At 56.0% G+C, this 18,779-nt stretch carries 12 protein-coding genes; 9 read left to right on the top strand and 3 right to left on the bottom strand.

Annotated elements, in window-relative coordinates:
• Nucleotides 1-7 precede the first annotated feature (7 nt).
• The 5 genes from E0L35_RS18680 to E0L35_RS18660 all read left to right on the top strand — a co-directional run bounded on the left by E0L35_RS18680 (nucleotide 8) and on the right by E0L35_RS18660 (nucleotide 9,016).
• Nucleotides 8-3,358, top strand: a complete 3,351-nt coding sequence (locus E0L35_RS18680) for a transglutaminase family protein (protein ID WP_138801099.1) — start codon at nucleotides 8-10, stop codon at nucleotides 3,356-3,358.
• Nucleotides 3,359-3,421: 63 nt separating this feature from the next.
• The gene (locus tag E0L35_RS18675) at nucleotides 3,422-5,848 is read left to right on the top strand and encodes a circularly permuted type 2 ATP-grasp protein (protein ID WP_138801098.1); all 2,427 of its coding nucleotides are present in this window, start codon (nucleotides 3,422-3,424) and stop codon (nucleotides 5,846-5,848) included.
• A complete protein-coding gene (locus E0L35_RS18670) occupies nucleotides 5,845-6,711 on the top strand; it encodes a transglutaminase family protein (RefSeq protein WP_022522531.1) in 867 nt (288 codons plus the stop codon). Before E0L35_RS18675 ends, E0L35_RS18670 begins: the two co-directional genes overlap by 4 nt.
• Nucleotides 6,712-6,772: 61 nt before the next feature.
• Complete coding sequence (locus E0L35_RS18665; RefSeq protein WP_138801097.1) at nucleotides 6,773-7,198, top strand: hypothetical protein; 426 nt, start codon at nucleotides 6,773-6,775, stop codon at nucleotides 7,196-7,198.
• A gap of 93 nt (nucleotides 7,199-7,291) precedes the next feature.
• Complete coding sequence (locus tag E0L35_RS18660) at nucleotides 7,292-9,016, top strand: potassium/proton antiporter (RefSeq protein WP_041158258.1); 1,725 nt, start codon at nucleotides 7,292-7,294, stop codon at nucleotides 9,014-9,016.
• Between the two features lie 45 nt (nucleotides 9,017-9,061).
• Here E0L35_RS18660 and E0L35_RS18655 read toward each other — a convergent pair whose 3' ends face one another.
• Nucleotides 9,062-9,775 (bottom strand): DUF3581 family protein, encoded by a 714-nt coding sequence (locus E0L35_RS18655; protein ID WP_138801096.1) that lies wholly within the window; start codon nucleotides 9,773-9,775, stop codon nucleotides 9,062-9,064.
• 109 nt (nucleotides 9,776-9,884) lie between these two features.
• On the opposite strand from E0L35_RS18655, the gene E0L35_RS18650 reads away from it, so the two are divergent.
• Nucleotides 9,885-12,902 carry a hypothetical protein gene (locus E0L35_RS18650; RefSeq protein ID WP_138801095.1) on the top strand — a complete coding sequence of 1,006 codons (3,018 nt, stop codon included), beginning with the start codon at nucleotides 9,885-9,887 and terminating at the stop codon, nucleotides 12,900-12,902.
• A gap of 17 nt (nucleotides 12,903-12,919) precedes the next feature.
• On the opposite strand, the gene E0L35_RS18645 is transcribed toward E0L35_RS18650, so the two are convergent.
• Nucleotides 12,920-13,636 carry a trimeric intracellular cation channel family protein gene (locus tag E0L35_RS18645; protein ID WP_082116921.1) on the bottom strand — a complete coding sequence of 239 codons (717 nt, stop codon included), beginning with the start codon at nucleotides 13,634-13,636 and terminating at the stop codon, nucleotides 12,920-12,922.
• A gap of 177 nt (nucleotides 13,637-13,813) precedes the next feature.
• On the opposite strand from E0L35_RS18645, the gene E0L35_RS18640 reads away from it, so the two are divergent.
• The 3 genes from E0L35_RS18640 to E0L35_RS18630 all read left to right on the top strand — a co-directional run bounded on the left by E0L35_RS18640 (nucleotide 13,814) and on the right by E0L35_RS18630 (nucleotide 17,409).
• Nucleotides 13,814-14,308, top strand: coding sequence for an NfeD family protein (locus E0L35_RS18640; protein ID WP_027960029.1), 495 nt, complete (start codon nucleotides 13,814-13,816; stop codon nucleotides 14,306-14,308).
• Nucleotides 14,309-14,310: 2 nt separating this feature from the next.
• Nucleotides 14,311-15,363, top strand: a complete 1,053-nt coding sequence (locus tag E0L35_RS18635; RefSeq protein WP_138801094.1) for an SPFH domain-containing protein — start codon at nucleotides 14,311-14,313, stop codon at nucleotides 15,361-15,363.
• A 246-nt stretch (nucleotides 15,364-15,609) separates the two neighbouring features.
• Complete coding sequence (locus E0L35_RS18630; protein WP_138801093.1) at nucleotides 15,610-17,409, top strand: GGDEF domain-containing protein; 1,800 nt, start codon at nucleotides 15,610-15,612, stop codon at nucleotides 17,407-17,409.
• Nucleotides 17,410-17,429: 20 nt separating this feature from the next.
• Here E0L35_RS18630 and E0L35_RS18625 read toward each other — a convergent pair whose 3' ends face one another.
• Nucleotides 17,430-18,752 (bottom strand): DUF2252 family protein, encoded by a 1,323-nt coding sequence (locus E0L35_RS18625; protein ID WP_027960026.1) that lies wholly within the window; start codon nucleotides 18,750-18,752, stop codon nucleotides 17,430-17,432.
• Between the last annotated feature and the right edge of the window lie 27 nt (nucleotides 18,753-18,779).

Genomic DNA, 18,779 nt, shown 5'->3' with positions numbered 1-18,779 from the left:
GTGGCTCATGACCATTCGCGTTGCCTTGTATCATCGTACGACTTACCACTTTGACCGCCCGGTGCGTCTTTCGCCCCATGTTATTCGACTGCGCCCAGCGCCCCACTGCCGTACTCATATCGAAGCGTACTCGCTCAAACTCTCCGGCGATGACCACTTTTTAAACTGGCAACAGGATCCGTTCGGCAACTTCAATGCTCGCGTGGTGTTCCCTGAACCGCGCCAAGAGTTAACCATTGCCGTCGAGCTAATCGTCCCGATGACGGTGATTAACCCGTTCGATTTCTTCTTGGACGACATTGCGCAAACGATTCCCTTTGCTTACCCAGAAGCGCTGCGCCAAGAACTAAGCCCCTATCTTGAAATAACCGAATCAGGGCCACGGCTGATGGAGTGGCTCAAAGCCGTTCCCCGTGAACCGACTACCACCGTCGATTTTCTGGTCGCGCTTAATCAACGTCTGCAGAATGACATCGGTTACCTAGTGCGCCTGGAGCCCGGTGTCCAGAGCTGCGAAGAGACGCTGACACTCGCCAGCGGCTCCTGCCGCGACAGTGCCTGGCTGCTGGTGCAAATTTTCCGCCATCTGGGCCTCGCCGCTCGTTTTGTGTCCGGCTATCTCATTCAGCTCAAGTCAGATGTTAAAGCGCTGGACGGCCCGAGCGGCAGCGAGGTGGACTTCACCGACCTGCACGCCTGGACCGAAGTCTTCCTGCCCGGCGCCGGCTGGGTAGGCCTTGACCCCACCTCAGGTCTATTCGCTGGCGAAGGACACATTCCCCTCGCCGCCACTCCGACGACGGGTAGCGCCGCGGCCATCACCGGATTTTCGGATAAGTGTGAAGTCACCTTTGATGTGACCATGGAGGTCGAGCGCATCCATGAAGACCCACGGGTCACCAAGCCCTATAGCGATGAACAGTGGCACCGTATCTGCACGCTGGGCGACCAAGTGGACGCTGAACTCTTACAGCAGGACGTTCGCCTTACTATGGGGGGCGAACCCACGTTTGTATCCGTCGACGATATGGAGAGCCCACAGTGGAATACCGAAGCGTTAGGTGAGCACAAGCGCGAGCGCGCCGAGGCACTGCTAACCCGGCTGCAAGCCGCCTATGCGCCCGGCAGCGCTATTCAGCAACAGCAGGGCAAATGGTACCCCGGTGAACCGTTACCGCGCTGGGCGCTGGCCTGCTATTGGCGGAAAGATGGCGTGCCGCTATGGCGAGATCCAAAATGGCTAGCTTGTATGGAAGGCGCCCCCAAGGTAGCCGTGGATGACACCACTGCCCAACGCTTTACCAAAGCACTTAGCGAACGCCTGGGCGTGGCTGAGCGCTACTGGATTCCGGCGTATGAAGATGCCTACTACTACCTCTGGAAAGAGCAATCGCTGCCGGTCAATGTCGACCCACGCGAAGCCAATCTAAAAGATGACGCCGAACGCCACCGTTTAGCTCGCTTATTGGAGCAGGGGTTAGACGAAGTCGTGGGCTACGCCCTGCCGCTGCGCCACTCGATCAGCCAAGCCCACCGCTGGGAGAGCGGCCGCTGGCCGCTCAAGCGCGACCACTTATTTCTGGTGCCCGGCGATTCGCCCATGGGCCTACGCTTACCCCTTTCAACGCTTCCCTGGGCTGACCCAGAGGAGCAGCCGCAGCCTGAATCGCTGTTCGCTCCTCGGCCTGAACTGGGTGATATTCACGGTGAAGTTGCCCGCCGCAACGCCGAACAGCTGCATATCAGTGATGCCGAACGCTTGGGGCGCTCAAGCCACCCGAGCCCATCACACCCCGAGGGCGAATCCGTTCAACAGCAGCCCCAGGCAAACAGCGATAGGGAAAGTAATGTTATTCACACCAGCCTATGTGTGGAGCCACGGGATGGTCGCCTAAATATTTTCCTGCCCCCGCTGACCGGCTTAGAGCACTACCTGGATCTACTTAGCACCGTTGAGGAGTGCGCCAAGGAACTCGCTTGCCCGGTCATGATAGAGGGCTACTCGCCCCCTCGGGATCCGCGTCTGGAAAATTTTATGATCACCCCCGACCCAGGCGTGATCGAAGTGAATATTATGCCTGCGGCCAGTTGGCAAACCCTGGTGGCACAAACCGAACGGCTTTACGCTGAAGCACGGGAAACCCGCCTGGGCACTGAAAAATTTATGCTCGATGGCCGCCACACCGGTACCGGCGGTGGCAACCATGTCACCCTGGGCGGGTTGACGCCTGACGATTCACCGTTTTTGCGTCGTCCGGACCTGCTCGCCAGTTTAGTCACCTACTGGCAGCACCACCCGAGTCTCTCTTACCTGTTTTCGGGTCTGTTTATTGGCCCCACCAGCCAGGCGCCGCGGGTGGATGAAGCTCGCCATGAAGCCCTCTATGAGCTGGAGATCGCCCTACAGCAAATGCCCGAAGGCGAAGTGGTGCAGCCCTGGCTGGTCGATCGCTTATTGCGCCACCTGCTCACCGACTTAACCGGCAATACTCACCGCGCCGAATTCTGTATCGACAAACTCTACTCGCCGGATAGCGACAGCGGTCGCCTCGGCTTACTGGAACTACGCGGCTTTGAGATGCCACCCCATGCCCGCATGGGGCTGATGCAGATGCTGCTGATCCGCGCACTGGTAGCCCGCTGCTGGAAAACGCCCTACCGAGCCAAACCGGTGCGCTGGGGCAGCGCCTTGCAGGATCGCTGGATGCTTCCCCACTACCTCTGGAGCGACCTTGACGACGTGCTGGGTGACTTGCGCCACCACGGCTTCGATTTTGATCTAGAGTGGTTCGCCCCCTTCCTGGAGTTTCGCTTCCCGCTGCACGGACGCTTGCACACCCCCATGCTGGATATTGAGCTGCGCCAAGCCATCGAACCCTGGCATGTATTGGGCGAAGAGGCCTCAGCTGGCGGCACTGCCCGCTACGTGGATTCCTCAGTGGAGCGCCTGGAAGTCAAGGTGAGTGGCATGAGCGGTGACCGCTATGTGGTGACCTGCAACGGCCGCCGGGTGCCCCTTTCAGCTACCGGCAGAAACGGCGAATCGGTGGCCGGGGTGCGTTACCGCGCTTGGCAGCCGCCCTCGGCGCTGCATCCGCAGATCCCCATTCACGCGCCGCTGGTGTTTGATGTGATCGACACCTGGAACCAGCGCTCAGTCGCGGGCTGTACTTACTACGTAGTGCACCCCACAGGGCGTAATTTCGATACCTTCCCGGTCAATGCGTTTGAAGCCGAAGCGCGAAGACTGGGGCGTTTTAGTGACAGCGGCCATAGTCATGGCCATCAGGTTCCCAAGCTGGAACCCCCCAGCCTGGAACTGCCGCAGACCCTCGACCTGCGCTGGACGCCTAGCTAATGCTTTTCTCTTAGCGACTAGTGCAGGATAATCCGCCTCCTACTGCTTAGGATTACAAGGATAATGACGGCCCCTGTCTCTCCCTCACTTCTCGCGCCCGTGGCTAACGGGCTCATTGAGGATTACTTACACCAGCTAGGCAAGGGACAGCCCGGCACGTTCGACGCCATGCTCGATGGCCAGGGGCAGTTACGCCCTGGCTGGCAGAGCTTACTCGGCTCATTGGAGGGCCTGGGCCCGACGGGTCGTCACCAGCAGCATGACGAGATTCAGCGCCTACTGGCTGAAAACGGCGTAATTTTCAATATGCATGATGAAACCCAGGGGCGTTCGTGGCGGCTCGACCCGCTACCCTGGGTGATTGATGAACCACAGTGGCAAGCATTAGAAGCGGGGCTAATCCAGCGCAGTCGTCTGCTGAGCGCCCTCTACGACGATATCTATGGGCCCAAAACGCTCTTTGAGGCTGGACTACTCCCCACCCAAGAGCTGCTTGCCTCAGCGCATTTATTACTGCCCTGCCACCAGTCGCTGCCCAATGACCGCGCGCCGATTATTTTCCACGGTGTGGATGTGATTCAGGATACTCAGGGCCAGTGGCGGGTGTTGGCAGACCGCCTACAGGCGCCATCCGGTACTGGGCTTGCGCTCGAAAACCGTATACTGATGGCCCGCGCCCTGCCGGATATGTATCGCAATGCGCCCTTAAAGCGGCTAGCGGGGTTTCTTGACCTACACCACCGCACGCTGATCGCCATGGCCTATCAGCATCGCGATAACCCCACGCTTATCTTATTAACGCCGGGGCCGGGGAGCCCACGCTATTTTGAGCACGCCTATTTAGCCAATTACCTCAATATTGCACTGGTAGAAGGCCAGGATTTAGTCGTACGCGATACCCAAGTATGGCTGCGCACCCTGGGGGGGTTGCAGCCAGTCGATGTGATACTGCGCCACTGCGACGACGCTTACTGCGACCCGCTGGAACTGCGCGGCGATTCGCAGCTGGGCGTACCCGGGCTACTCCAGGCCATGCGCTCAGGCGGCGTGGCGCTATCTAACGCCTTGGGGGTAGGCATTTTGGAAGCCCCGGTGTTAGCGGACTACTTACCGATGCTGTGCGAGCATCTTCTGGGTGAGACCCTGCTGCTGCCCAACGTCAATGCCACGACGCAGCCAGCCACCGCGCCGGTTTTTGATAGCCACCTACAGCGCCTGGAGCCCACCACGCTCAACCTACGCTGCTTTGTAACACGCACCCCCAATGCCACTGCCAAAAGCAGCACTGCTGCTAAAAATAGTGCGGCTGGCGAGTACCAAGTAATGCCCGGTGGTTTAGCTTGGGTTGGCGAACCTGGCTTGCCATCACTAAGCAGCACCATCGTTAAAGATGTCTGGGTTACGGCAGCCTCTCCTCAGCCCCATGTCAGCCAGCTCCGCCAGGCCCGCGGCCCGGTGGTGGCCACCCGTGACGGCACCGACCTACCCAGCCGAGTAGCCGAAAGCCTGTTTTGGTTAGGCCGCTACGGCGAGCGCTTAGACACCCGCGCGCGACTTCTGCGTGAAGCGCTAATGAGGCTAATGGAGTACGACCAGGATGAGATCGCCGATCAGCTGCTCGATGAACTTCTGCTGGCACTGGATATCACCACGCTAAACGAAGAGGACCAACAGCGACTACAGGCACCTTTGATTGGTTTTGATCTAAAGCGCGCCGCGTTACTGGCGCAGTTTGATGACGTGGATCCCCAGGCCTTACAGCCACTGTTTGCCCAACTAATGCGCAACGCACGCAGCGTGCGTGACCACTTAGGCGATGACTCCTGGCGGGTGGTGCATCAACTGCGTCAGCGCATGGCTACCTTCAACCCCAGCTTGGGGGCAAGCGCGGCGCGGCGCGCTTGCGAAGGGCTGTCTGCTCAGCTAGCCGCCTTCTTCGGGCTGTGTAACGAAACCATGCCCCATCACTACGGCTGGCGGTTTATGGATATCGGCCGCTTCCTGGATCGCGTGCTGGGACTGCTCTCGCTGCTCAAGCTCACCCTCAATGCGCCGCACTCGCCGGGGCTGGCGTTGTGGGAAGTCGTGCTCGCCACCACCGATAACTTTACCGCCTATCGCCGCCGCTACCGCAGTGAGCTTCACCCTGCGGCGATTCTCGATCTACTGCTGTTCGATGAAACCAATCCTCGCTCGGTGGGCTATATGCTCAAGCGCATTGAACGACAGGTGGATCGCCTGCCGGGCAGCTCATCGCCCTACCGTAACGCCGAACGGCGGCTATTAATTCAGGCCAATGCGGCACTGCACCTGGCCGACATTGATCGCTTAAGTCATCTAGCCGATACACCGGAGGCACAGGATGCCTTAGAGCAACTGCTGGATGCTTTAATTGAACCCTTAAGCCCGCTTTCTGAAGCCATCAGTCAGAGTCATTTCAGCCACGTGGAGCGGCCACGCCAGTTAGTCAGCATGGAGCCTGATGCATGAACTACACGCTGCGCCATACCACCCGCTACCACTACAGCGCCCCCGTGACGCTGTGCCATAGTGAAGCTCGGGTACTACCACGTAAAACGCCGCATCAGCACTGTGGTGCCTCGGAACTGCAGATCAGCCCCACGCCGCAGGTACAGATGGAGCGCCGCGATGTATTCGGCAATCGAGTGCTCTATTTCGCCATGGAGGAAGTTCATCAAACCTTGGATGTCACGGTGGTAACGCAGTTGAGTACACACCCCTTAGCAGCGCTACCCACCACCTCAACGACGTGGGAACAAGTCGCTCAGCAGCTTAGCCAGAACAACAGTTTTGACATTCAACTTTACCGCCTCGACTCACCGTTTATTCGCCGTAATGATGAGCTGGCCACCTTTGCCCACAGCTGCTTTACCCCAGGCAGGCCAATAGTCGAGGCGACTCTCGCGCTCAATGAACTGATTCATCAAACCTTCGAGTACGACCCCAGCTTTACCACACTCGCAACGCCGCTAAGCGAAGTACTCGCCAACCGGCGGGGTGTCTGCCAGGATTTTGCTCATCTCGCGATTGGTGCATTGCGTTCGGTAGGTCTTGCTGCGCGCTATGTCAGTGGCTATTTGGAAACCCAGCCCCCGCCCGGGCAGCCACGCCTGATCGGCGCAGATGCTTCCCATGCATGGTTGGCGACCTGGATTCCCGAATGGGGGTGGCTGGCCCTAGACCCCACCAATGGCACCGTGGCCAGTGAACAGCACCCTGTACTGGCCTGGGGGCGAGATTACGCCGACGTAGCCCCGCTAAAAGGCGTCATGAACGGGGGCGGCGAACACCGCCTGGAAGTCGAAGTGGATGTCATGCCACTGGTGGGCTGATGCAAACCAACTCCACCTAAGGTATAACAGCTACATAGTTGGCTTGTTCAAGGAAGACTCGATGCAGCAAGGGGGTGGGGATGGAAAAAACGTCGGGCATGCGCCTCTCTGGGCATCCCAGATCCTGCTTCTGGGCTGTTTTCTGGTCTTGCTATCGGGTGCCGTCGAACAGTTTTACAAGCCACATTTCATCGAGCTGCAACAGACCGATGAAAGCCTGAAAAGTCTTTCGAGTCACTACGCTTTCGCGCCACTCCCCACCAAGCTACGAATAAGAAACGCTGCCACCAAGCGGCAGGTAGATAAAGAGCTTTTGAAGGCCATCGAATGGTCAGCCGACGATCCCCCACCCGTTAGCTTTTTCGCCTCGCTGCATTCAGCTATCTCCCACCAGGCAATTCTTGGCCGTGTCGTTTCAAACGACACCAGCGGCTGTGCCCTCCTTCTTCCCCCCGGTCGGGCACCGCCTATCCTCGCAAAGAGCTAACTACGTAGTTGTTCAGTTATTCATTAGTGGCACCGCTTTAGAGACACGCTGCCATTCAAACTATCAGTACCTTTTTAGAAGGGTTCTCCGTTTATGTTTCCCGTTGACAAGCTCATTTTACTTGCTGCCATTTTGATATTGGTGGGCATTGTATCGAGCAAATTATCTGCCCGCCTTGGCTTACCTGTCCTGGTTCTGTTCTTGGTCATTGGCATGCTGGCCGGTGAGAGTGGTATTGGAGGGATCGCCTTCGACAACCCAGCGGGGGCACATGCCCTAGGCACGCTGGCGCTGGCAATGATCCTCTTTGACGGCGGGCTTCAAACGCCTACCTCATCGATTCGAAAAGTCTGGAAACCCGCCTCCCTGCTCGCCACTTTCGGGGTGTTGATCACGGCTCTAATCACCGGCGTGGCAGCCGCCTACATTCTCGACTTACCGCTGCTGGAAGGCCTGCTACTAGGGGCTATCGTGGGCTCCACAGATGCCGCAGCGGTATTTTCGCTGTTAAGAAACGCCGGCATACATATCAATAAAAAACTGAAATCCACGCTAGAGATCGAAAGCGCCTCAAACGACCCGATGGCTATTTTCCTTACCGTCGGGTTGCTGGAAGTGCTGGTCAATGGCATGAAACCAGGCACGGGGCTGCTTGAGCTTTTCGTCATGCAGATGGGCGTAGGGGGCCTGGTAGGGCTTGGCGTAGGATGGGCATCGGTCAAGATCATTAACCGCATCCATCTGGTGGCCTCGGGCCTTTACCCGGTAATGGTGGCCGCGTGTGGCTTCCTTTCCTTTGGTATCTCAGCCAACGCAGGGGGGAGCGGATTCCTGGCCATTTTCCTGACCGGGGTGTTCATTGGCAACCACCGTATCGCCTTTCAGCGCAGCACATTCCTGTTTCATGATGGGCTCGCCTGGCTAAGCCAGATCGTGATGTTCGTGGTATTGGGGCTGCTGATAAACCCGGTGTCTCTGCTGGATGTATGGCTGGAAGGGCTGGTGATTGCTGCGGTACTGATTTTGGTTGCCCGGCCAATCGCCGTGTTGCCGGTCATGAAACTGTTCGGCTTCAATGCCCGTGAAGCCAGTTTAGTGGCCTGGGTAGGCCTACGTGGCTCCGTCCCTATTATCCTGGCTATTTTTCCGCTGATGTTTGGGCTGGAGGGTGCAGAGTTAATCTTCAATGTGGTGTTTTTCGTGGTGCTGATCTCGGCAACCATCCAGGGCACCACTCTGCCAGTGGTGGCCCGCAAGCTGGGATTGACTGAAAAACCGCCAGCGGTACCGGCGGCCAGCCTTGAGATTACCGCGCTGGAAGAGGTAGATGCCGATATTGTGGAGTACACCCTGAGCGACCATCCACGCGCAGCGGGTCGGCGGCTTTCACAAATGGCACTACCCGATACGACGGTCGTCGCAATGATTACCCGGGGTAAGGACGTAATTCCCCCGCGAGGCTCGACAGAGCTAATGGCTGGCGATCACCTGTTCGTGGTGCTGCGTCCAGAGACGAGACCGTTTATCGACTGTGTCTTTTCAGATGCGGTGGGCGTGGTCAGTGACGAGCTGCCCGATCAGGAGCTGAAGCTCAAGGGCAGTACCAGGATAGACGATTTACGCCACTCGTATGGCGTGTTGATCGAAGGGGAGGATGGCCAGACGACTCTCGATGCGCTGCTGCGCAATACACTCTCCAGCCAACCGGAGATAGGCGACTCACTTCAGCTCGATGGCATCATGCTGGCGGTACTGGCGACACTCGGTGGCCGTATTACCACGGTTGGCTTGACGGTGCAGGACAAACCTGACCAATAAGCGTCTTATCCATACTTAGCCTCGCAAGATGCTAAGTACCAGTGTTCAAGTCGAGGCCGTCTCGTAAGCGGCCTTGAGACGATAGAACTCTTCTACAATAGCGGCCATTTCATCGGCGTCATAGTCACAAAGGCCGCTCACTACGAGCTTTTTGGAACCCACCCCTACGGCCTCTCCGGCGGACTCAATAGAGAACTCCAGCAGTGCATCGGCGCGTTTACCGTGAACCTCCAGCGAAGAGTGATTCAGCGTCAAGCCTGGAGCAAAACCATCCAAACGCTCGAGTGAAAACCCCATGCTATCGTAGATCACCAGTGGACGTTTAGGGTTAAACATGACCCCGTGCTCTTCCATCAGCGGTTTGAGATAGTGCGGAAAGTTTTTGCCTGAAAACGCGACATAGCAACGCGCAAAGGCTTCCACCACCGCAGGATCGTGGGTAATGTCACCACTACGCACCACCTGTAAGTAACATTTGCCGCTCTCATCACAGACGTGAAGTGCACCGTTGTCTGCTTCGCTAAACTTAAGCGGCGTATCAGCGCCCACCATGTTGGTGAAGCGAAATTCCATTTGCCGCGACAACCCAAACTTTGTGAGTATCAGTACAAACAGTAGATCACCGGGCACACAAAAACGGCGTGCATCCGGGTTATGAATAGGGTTGTAGTCACCCGCCACGCCTTTGGCGAAGCGACTGGCCTGCTCTGCGGAGATCACTACATACTCTCCGCGCTGCGCGTAAAAATCATTGAACATGGCGTTTGTTGCCTGCCTAGCGTTGAAATCGAAAACCCGTCACTGCCCAACGCCGCGCATAATGCCATAAAACACGCCCCAACAGGAGTTATCTGCTAGGGAAGCCACTATGTCAGACGCGAACACTCGTAAAAATCGCCTACCTCGCCTGCTGCGAAGGGCGTTGGTTGGCCTACTGTTTATCCTCTTTACCTGGGTGGCGGGCAGCTATTGGCTGCTTAACAGCCAGTGGCTGCCCGAGCGCATTTCACAATTCGAGGGCATCGACATCCGCTGGGAGCAAGGCGTTAGCCGCCACCCAGGCCGCTGGGAAGTAGAGGGACTCTATCTCGCTCGTGAAGATGAAGCACTGCCCATCTCAATTGAAGCCGAACGCGCCACCCTTTCGCTCTCGCTAATGGCTCTATTACGCGGCGAACTGCATATCGACACACTCGATGCCGAGGGTATTCGCCGCCTGACCGTTGGTGACATCGCGCTTGAAGCTGACGGCCAGCTGCAGGTAACGGAGACCACGCTAAGTCGCGACACCCTAGCGATTCCTAACGTTTCCCTCGCCATTACCAATGGTCGTTTAGTTCGCTTGAGTGATCAAGAGACCTTAGTGCGTGATATTAACCTTAACGCTGATGCAACGCTCAATTCGATAACTCCTGTCGACGCTACCAGCGGCGAGCTGAACCCCAACCTACTAGCAGCGCTCTCAGCGCAGCTTCAGTTGGATGCCCAGGCGGATGCCTGGAATGTCTTTATGCCCTACCTAGGCACCCTGCCCTGGCTAACCATTGAAGGGCGCGGGGCGCTAACTGGAGCACTGGAGCTCACCGCAGGAGAATTACAGCCCGGCAGCAAGCTTATACTGAACGCGCCCCTGCTACGCTTAGCGATTGATGAGCAACGTTTACATGCGCCGACTGACTCGCCGCGCTGGATACTGGCGGATACCCCTCCGCCTCGTCACACGGCTACGGGCGAGGGCCAAGTGCGCTTGTCGGTTGAGAACGATCAACTGCATTTTTCAACGCAGCTGGCCGATGTTGAGCTAGCCGACACGCACCCTTACGCAGAGCATACCGAGCTACGCCTTGCGACCCAAATTCCTAATCAGCGACTGGATCAACTCGACCTTCCCACCTCAGCGACACTCGCCTTGCAAGGCGATATCACCCGCCTGGATATGCTGGATCGATATCTTTCGCCCGGTATAGGAGAACGGGGTTCTGAAGGAGAGAGTTCTGAAGGACAGGATTCTGAACGTGAGAACTCTGAACTGGAAGGCATCAGTCTTTCCGGCCATGGGCAAATTGAGGCCTCTGCCAGCATTCGCCAATCGCGCCTTTTTGATGCCCAACTAAGTATTCAAGCAACTGAGTTGATGGCAGATACGCGTGGCTTCATTGCCCGAGGTGGCGGCTCATTAGATGCCCAGCTAACGCCACAAGAAATTATCGAAGCAACGCTTTACTTTGCCAACGCCACGCTGCACCACCAGGAGCGTCTGCTGCTTGACGATGCCGCTATCAACGTCTCGGCATCGAGCCCAGCTGATCCAGAAAAGGCCCGCGAAGAAGCATCCGCGACATTGAGCTGGCAATCCGCGCAACTGCCTAATATCAGCGTTTTACAAACCTACTTAGGCGCCATTTTACCTGACCCCGCGCCACTGCAGTTGCTTAGCGGGAAAGCCGCCAGCCACGGCCAGCTCACCATGGCGTCAAAACAGCTCAGCGGAGAGGTACATTTAGCCGGAAACGGGCTTACCACACGCTGGCAACATGGCGAACAAGTCGGCACGTTAACCAGTGATATGCAGCTTTTCCTGCCTATTCAGCAGGCAGCAATGGATGGCTCAACGCTGAACATCAGCGGCACCCGGTTGAGCTGGCAAGTGGCCGATATCGACCAACCGAGCGAACGCTTAGAGAGCATATTGGTGCTAAATGATGGTCGCTTTCAACGCAGAGGTGACGTACCAAGCGGGCAATTTTCACTCGAGGGAAGCGTGCAACGGCTAGGCTTTTTAAATGCGTTTTTGCCTGACGCCCACGGTTTAGCCATCGCGGGTGAAGGACAACTCTTTTCTCAGGGCGCCTTTCGCGATAACCGCTTGCTGGCACCCACTCGGCTGCGGGTCAACGCCGACCAGTTAGAAGTCACGTTTTTAGATTATCTCGCCACCGGACGGGGCGAGCTCACCGCCCAGTTGGATAGCACCGAGCGGGCCCAGCTCTCGCTTGGCATCCCCCGCTTTGCCTTGAGTCGCCAAGGCGATGATAGCCCGCACCTGGAAGGACGCCACTTTGCTCTCACCACGCAAACCGAGCGTTTTAGCGATGTGCTTGAATCTCCCCAGCCCGATCACTTCACCACGCGCATCGCGCTGCCGATTACCGAGGTGCCCGACTTCACCCGTTACAACCGCTACCTGCCCGAAGGCGCGGGTGTTAGGTTGCTGGATGGGCAAGCCAGCCTGGAAAGCGAATGGCTGTTGGAAGGATTAAACGCACAGGGCGAACTAACTCTGCGCGCCTTCGGCGCAGAGTTAGTGCTGTTGGATCAGCAGCTTCGCGGCGACGTTCATCTCGACTTACACCTAACCGACGGCGACCTGGAAACGCGTCGTTTTAACGCAGATGACTCATTCTTACGCTTGGAGAACGTTAGCCGACAAAGTGAAAATGGCTCTGCCGATGCCGGTTGGTGGGTAACGCTTTCCATGTTGGATGCGCAATTGGCGTGGGAAGACCCTATTCGTCTCGTCAGCCAGCTCCGCCTTGAGATGCGCGATACCGGTTTACTCGCCCGGCTATTTCTCGCACGCGCAAGGGATAGCGACTGGTTAGGGCGACTGCTAAATGTGCACGACATCGAGGGCACGGCGCAGCTAGAGATCAGCGGCAAGCAGATCAGCCTTAGCGACTTGACGCTCGCTGGTGGCCCGCTGCTGCTGCTTTCCGATGTCGCTCTGGCAGACCGAAGCGCAAACGGCGCGCTCTATGCCCGCCTTGGCGTGCTTGGATTAGGGGTTGAACTTGAGGACAGCGAACCAACCTTGCACGTTATTCAACCCCGCCGCTGGTTTGACCGCTGGCGTGAGATGAACCGTTCCCTAAGCCCTAATAATTAGCCTCTAATGATTAGCCCTTAGCGTTTTTTGCGCTCACGGCGAATCATCCTCACCCGCTCTTTAGCCTTTTGCGGTGTAGAGAGCGGTGCTGCCGCCTCATCATGGGTTTTCGGTGGCACCGTGACCCAGGCAAACACCGGCAGCGCCAAGTGCCAATGGATCGCCGCCAAACGCAGCCCGAGGGTGACGCTTAGTGAGGCGCCAATCGCCATGGTTAGCGGCGCCTCCAGGGCATGCAGCGCCACGTAAACGATTCCCCCAGCCATCGCTGCCGTCGCATAAATTTCTTCGCGAAGCACCATGGGCACTCGCTGGGCCAATACATCACGTATCATGCCGCCTGCTACGCCGGTCATCATGCCCATCAAGACAGCTACCGTTCCAGACGTGCCCAGCAGCAGTGCTTTATGAGTCCCAATCACAGTAAACAGTGCCAAGCCAAACGCATCAGCGATCGGTAAAAAGCCCCGCGACAGCCGGTGGATATAGTGAAAGCCCATCAACGACACACCCACGGTGGCTAAAATCACCCACAGGTAGGTTGGATCCGTCACCCAGAACACCGGCCTTACACCGAGCACTAAATCACGCAGCGTGCCTCCACCAATGCCGGTCACCGCTGCCAGCACCAGCATACCTATAGGATCCATGCGCGACCGGCACGCCAAAATCACGCCCGAAAGCGCAAACACGATGACACCCGCCATATCCAGCCAATAGACCACGCCCGACAACACGCCCTTCTCCTTTTTTATGCTCGCTATCTTTAAAGGCAGGCAGGATAGCACCCTTCAGAGGATATGCTCGCACCCAAGAACACGCTTGCGACCTAAGCAAGATAAGTTCACATAATTAGGTTACGCTGACCGAATTGTCATTAACACTTGCATTCACGACGGAGTAACACTGCTATGGACTGGAGCCCGGCTTATAGCTGGTTGGTACTCGCCTTACTATTAAGTTTGGCAGAGCTGACTTCTGGCGCGATGGTGCTGCTAGCGCTGGGTATTGCCGCTGCGCTAACAGCGGCCGTTACAGCGCTAGGATTAACGCTTCCTTGGCAACTGCTTGGCATGGCTATTTTTACCGGGGTACTGCTGCCAATATGCATTATGGTCATTCGCCCGCGCTTCTCCCCCCGCGGCGTTGCTTATGGCACAACAGGCACAGGTGTGGAAAAAGGTAATCGCTACACTACTCTACGCCGGGATTTTGATGATGCCACGGGCATTAAAGTCAACGGCGATTTCTACCGCCTGCGCGTACTTGAAAGCGGTGAAACCGAGCTACCCAGCGGTACGCTGGTCATATTTAAACGATTTGAAGGCACCACTGCGCTAGTCGCATTACATCAGCCTGAAGACACAGCCTTTCAAGATGACAATTCCCAACGCAAGGAGCCTTAACCATGGATCTACCTATAAGCCCCGGCTTATTAATAAGCCTCATTATTGTCGTGATCGCAGTACTGATCATCTCTAAAGGCCTAATTATTATTCGCCAATCGGAAGTAATGGTGGTTGAGCGCCTAGGTTCTTTTCACCGCGTTTTAGAAAGCGGCATTAACATTATCATTCCATTTATCGAACAACCCCGCGCGATCACCATGTTGCGTTATCGCAAAATGGGTGAGGACTATACCGCTATCACCACCGACGAAACCCGCATTGACCGCCGCGAAACGGTGATGGATTTCCCCGGTCAGCCGGTCGTCACCACCGATAACGTCACCGTTCGTATCAATGGCGCGCTCTACTACCAAATCATCGACCCCAAACGGGCCGTCTATGAGGTAGAGAATATGAGCCAGGCCGTCGAAGTACTGGCCAAAACCACGCTACGTTCAGTGGTCGGTAAAATGGAACTGGATAAACTGTTTGAATCCCGTGCGGAAGTGAATAATGAGATTCAGGCCGCGATGGAAGAGCCTGCGTCTAAATGGGGGGTCAAAATATCCCGCGTCGAAGTGCAGGACATCGCCATGCCGGAAGAGGTGGAAACCGCAATGCGCCTGCAAATGGCCGCCGAGCGTAAGCGCCGTGCCACCGTCACCGAGGCCGAGGGGGAGAAATCAGCGGCGATTGCCATGGCCCAGGGCCAACGTGAATCCTCGATCCTCAACGCTCAAGGTGACAAAGAGTCGGCCATTCTACGTGCTCAGGGTGAGCAGGAGTCGATTAAACTGGTGCTTAGTGCCATTGGCGATAGTGAAGAGAATAAGCGCACCGTAGTGGGCTACCTGCTGGGCCAGAGCTATATCAAGGTACTACCCAATATGGCGAAGAATGGTGAGCGAGTATTCGTACCCTACGAGTCCTCTGCTCTGCTTGGCTCAATGGGCATGTTCCGCGAAATGGCCGGCTCACCAGAAGATACTGTCGCAAACCACCTTAAAAGCCGTAATCACGGTGACAGTGATTTTCGCAGTGGGCTGGTAGGCGGAGCCGCTAGCGGTAACTAAAAGCGTACTTGAGTATTTATATGCTTTGCAAAGCCTGGCCCGAGTAGCCAGGCTTTTGGGTTAAGTGCAGGAAGCTAACCGCTAGCAAGCGTTGAAGAAAACATCACCTACGTAAGGTTCATATTCGTTAAACTCTACGTTTAATGCTCAGCCTCACTTTTATTGTGCACGTAGCGTCGTTAGTGATGGCCCCTATGTAGCACTTATTAATAGCAAGATCGCGACCAAGAGATTAGGACGTTCACCATGCCGCCTAGTGGGTTCGCCATTCGCCGAAGCACTCTACTGCTCTTAACGCTTGCGTTACTGTTGGCATATTCAGGCTACCTACTAGCTGATACCTCTCCCAAACCGCTCCATAATTGGGAGTATCGCTGGGGCGACTCTCCTTACGATGCCGATAGCCATCCTCAATGGCTGCAAAGCGACTCGACAGAGTGGCAGTCGATTGACTCTCCTTCGAACCCGCCTGGCCGCAACGGGCACGAACACCTCTGGTTACGCACGACAGTGCCCGCCGGTGATTGGAACGATCCAGTACTTTTTATCACCAGTATCAACTTGATTGGGCAAGTTTATCTAGGCGATGAACTGATCTATCAATATGGTGAATTTGACGAACAGGGAAAAGGCGATTTTGCGGGCTGGCCCTGGCACATGATTGACCTACCAGAAAATGCCGCCGGTCAGACGCTCACCTTTCGCTTTTACTCTTACTACACCAGTATTGGCTTATGGGGCCAAGTCCAGGTAATGGAACGCATTGAGGTTTTAAAGCAAATTATCCATGAATCTGCTCAGGATCTCGGTGTGAGTGCTTTGGTATTGGTGCTCGCTATCCTGGCCACCATTTTCGCGTTAATAGGCCCCGAACGCCGAGGTTTCGGGTCTATTGCGTTGTTTGCCTATGCTTCAGGGCTAATGCTGCTTGCGGAGACCCCAGCCCGTCAACTCATTGCCGATGGGCCATTGGCCTGGGACACACTCCGAGCAGCCAGCTACTACACCCTGCCGGTGGCACTGGGGTTGTTACTCAGCTATTGGTTGGAGGGCACCGCTAAGCGCTGGATAACTCTCCTTTGGGTTATTCACTTGGTGTATCTGGTGCTGGCGATTGGTTTGGTTCAATTGGGCGTGCTGAGCCTTTCATTAACCTTCCCCATTTTTGATGTCATGCTGGCCTTAACGCTCCCCGTCATGCTGGCACTTGCGCTCATGCGCTTTCAAAAACTCACCCTTGAACAACGGCTTCTGGTAGTAAGTTTTACTTTTTTTGCCCCGCTGCTACTCGCCGATATGGTGGTCGCCCACGGCTTTGTGAGCTGGCGCATCGTGCCCTTGAGCTACGGCACACTGGCTTTTTCTTTAGCGAACGCGGCTATTTTTCTGTGGCACTACCGGCATACACAGCAACAGCTCGCCATGGCCAATGAGACTCTAGAGCAGCAGGTGGCAGCGCGAACTGCCGACCTCGACCGGTTAGTTCAAGAACTGGAAGGGCTATCACGCAAAGACCCATTAACAGGCTTGCACAACCGACGCCATTTCGACACGACATTCGAGCACCATTGCCAGCGAGTTAAGCAGCATGACAGTCAACTCTCCGTGCTAATGCTGGATGTGGATCACTTCAAACAGATTAACGATGATTTTGGTCATGACGCAGGAGATGCCGTGCTGGTCGAAATCGCCCTGTTATTGCGGCACCACTTAAGAGATTTGGATGTGATCTGTCGCTTTGGGGGCGAAGAATTTGTTGCCTTGCTACCTGCTACCTCCCGAATCGCTGCCGAGACGCGCGCAAAGGCGCTGTTAACATCCATTGCTCATCAGGCATTTATTCATCAAGGCTCTTCTCTGCGGAAAATCACGCTTTCCTGCGGTGTCGCAACATATCCTGATCACACTCAAGACCCTAAGAAATTGCTGCGCCTTGCCGATGAAGCGCTTTATCAAGCCAAGCACAGCGGCCGTAACCGCTGTGTAGTATGGGAAGAGACACTTGAAGAGCAGGGATTTATGCTCGGTAGGCAACAGCCGCAATAACCACTCATGGTATTGGTTAATTAAGCAGCCCCCGACGCCAGGAAGTGATCAATAAACACAGCGTAATCCTGCTCTGTGCAGTCGGCGTAAGCCACCGCCAGTGTTGTAACCACCTCAATAAACAGGTCTTCACGCCCTTTTAATCGTTGGCAAACGGCTTTGGCAAAGCGTGTTGAGTCACCCTGGTTAAGCGCCTGGGCACCGCGCAGGTGTTCACGGGCGAGAATTTCTCCCCACTGCTTTGCCAGTTTTCGATATGACTTACCGCCAGAAAGCTTATGGGTCGGAAAGTCTTTCTTGAACGGCGAGCGCTCACGCACCGAAAACACCTTTCCGTTCATGGTTAGCCAGCCGAGATAGGCATCTGGGTGCTCAGCAATGGCGTGGAAGGCAGCTGCATGACGGATGGCTTCGTTAGGAAACAGCTTACGCCACGCCTGCTGCTGTTTTTTATCCATTAATCGAAATGCTTCTGGAGGTACCTGCTCTTTAACATCCAGGATGATGTCATCGTGCTCGTGCTCGACACCGCCTTCAATCAAGACGTAATAGCGTTCGACACCCAACGAACCGGTGCCTGCATCCAAACGCCGTGCCGTATCTTTGACGCGAAAATGGTGGGGATCACTCTCTTTAATAGCGTGTTGTAGCGTTTGCTGATACTCCTGCTCAATTAAGCGGCGTAGTTGGCTGGCCACATCCGCAGGCAGGTTAGCGAGCTTGCCAGGCCGTTCGGCGAACTGGCGGCCTTTCTGCCCATCTAGGGTCGTCCACTTTTCGAGCATCCGCGCACGGCTCTGCTTATCGGCGACTTTACTCATAAAGGGCTTAAGCAGTCCCTTTGCACTATCAAGGGTCACGGCCTGCACGGGCTGACTATCAACGTGATCGACCAGCGTTTGGTAATAGCCCTCTATTAACTTTTTAAGCGCTTTATCAATCGCTTTTGGATCCAGCTCAGCATTTTCACGAGCATCTAATACGACGCTGATAGCCAGCCGCCACAGGTCATATTGGTAGTCGCCAATCAGCGCATCATCGAAGTCATCCATGCCGTAGCGCACTTGGTCATCGTGGTGACCATAAGCGCCAAAGTTATAGACGTGGGCGTCGCCCTGCAACCAGGTTTGGGTCTCCGGCCAGCCACCAAACAGGGAAAAACGCCAATCGTGCCATACATCATTCCAGTACAAATGATTACTGCCGCGATAAAAGCGGTAGGGCGACGCAGCCATTTTGGCGTACTTGGCTTGGCGGATGGCCGTTGGTAAGGCGTTATTCGCCTGGTGGGTGGCCTCAATCACCTGCTGAGGGCGGTTATGTCCAGTCAATGCATGACTCATCGAATTACCTTTGTTGATGCAAAAAAC

The sequence above is a fragment of the Halomonas sp. ATBC28 genome, assembly GCF_005937175.1.
Classification (GTDB): domain Bacteria; phylum Pseudomonadota; class Gammaproteobacteria; order Pseudomonadales; family Halomonadaceae; genus Vreelandella; species Vreelandella titanicae.
This window is presented reverse-complemented; position numbering and strand designations above follow the sequence as displayed.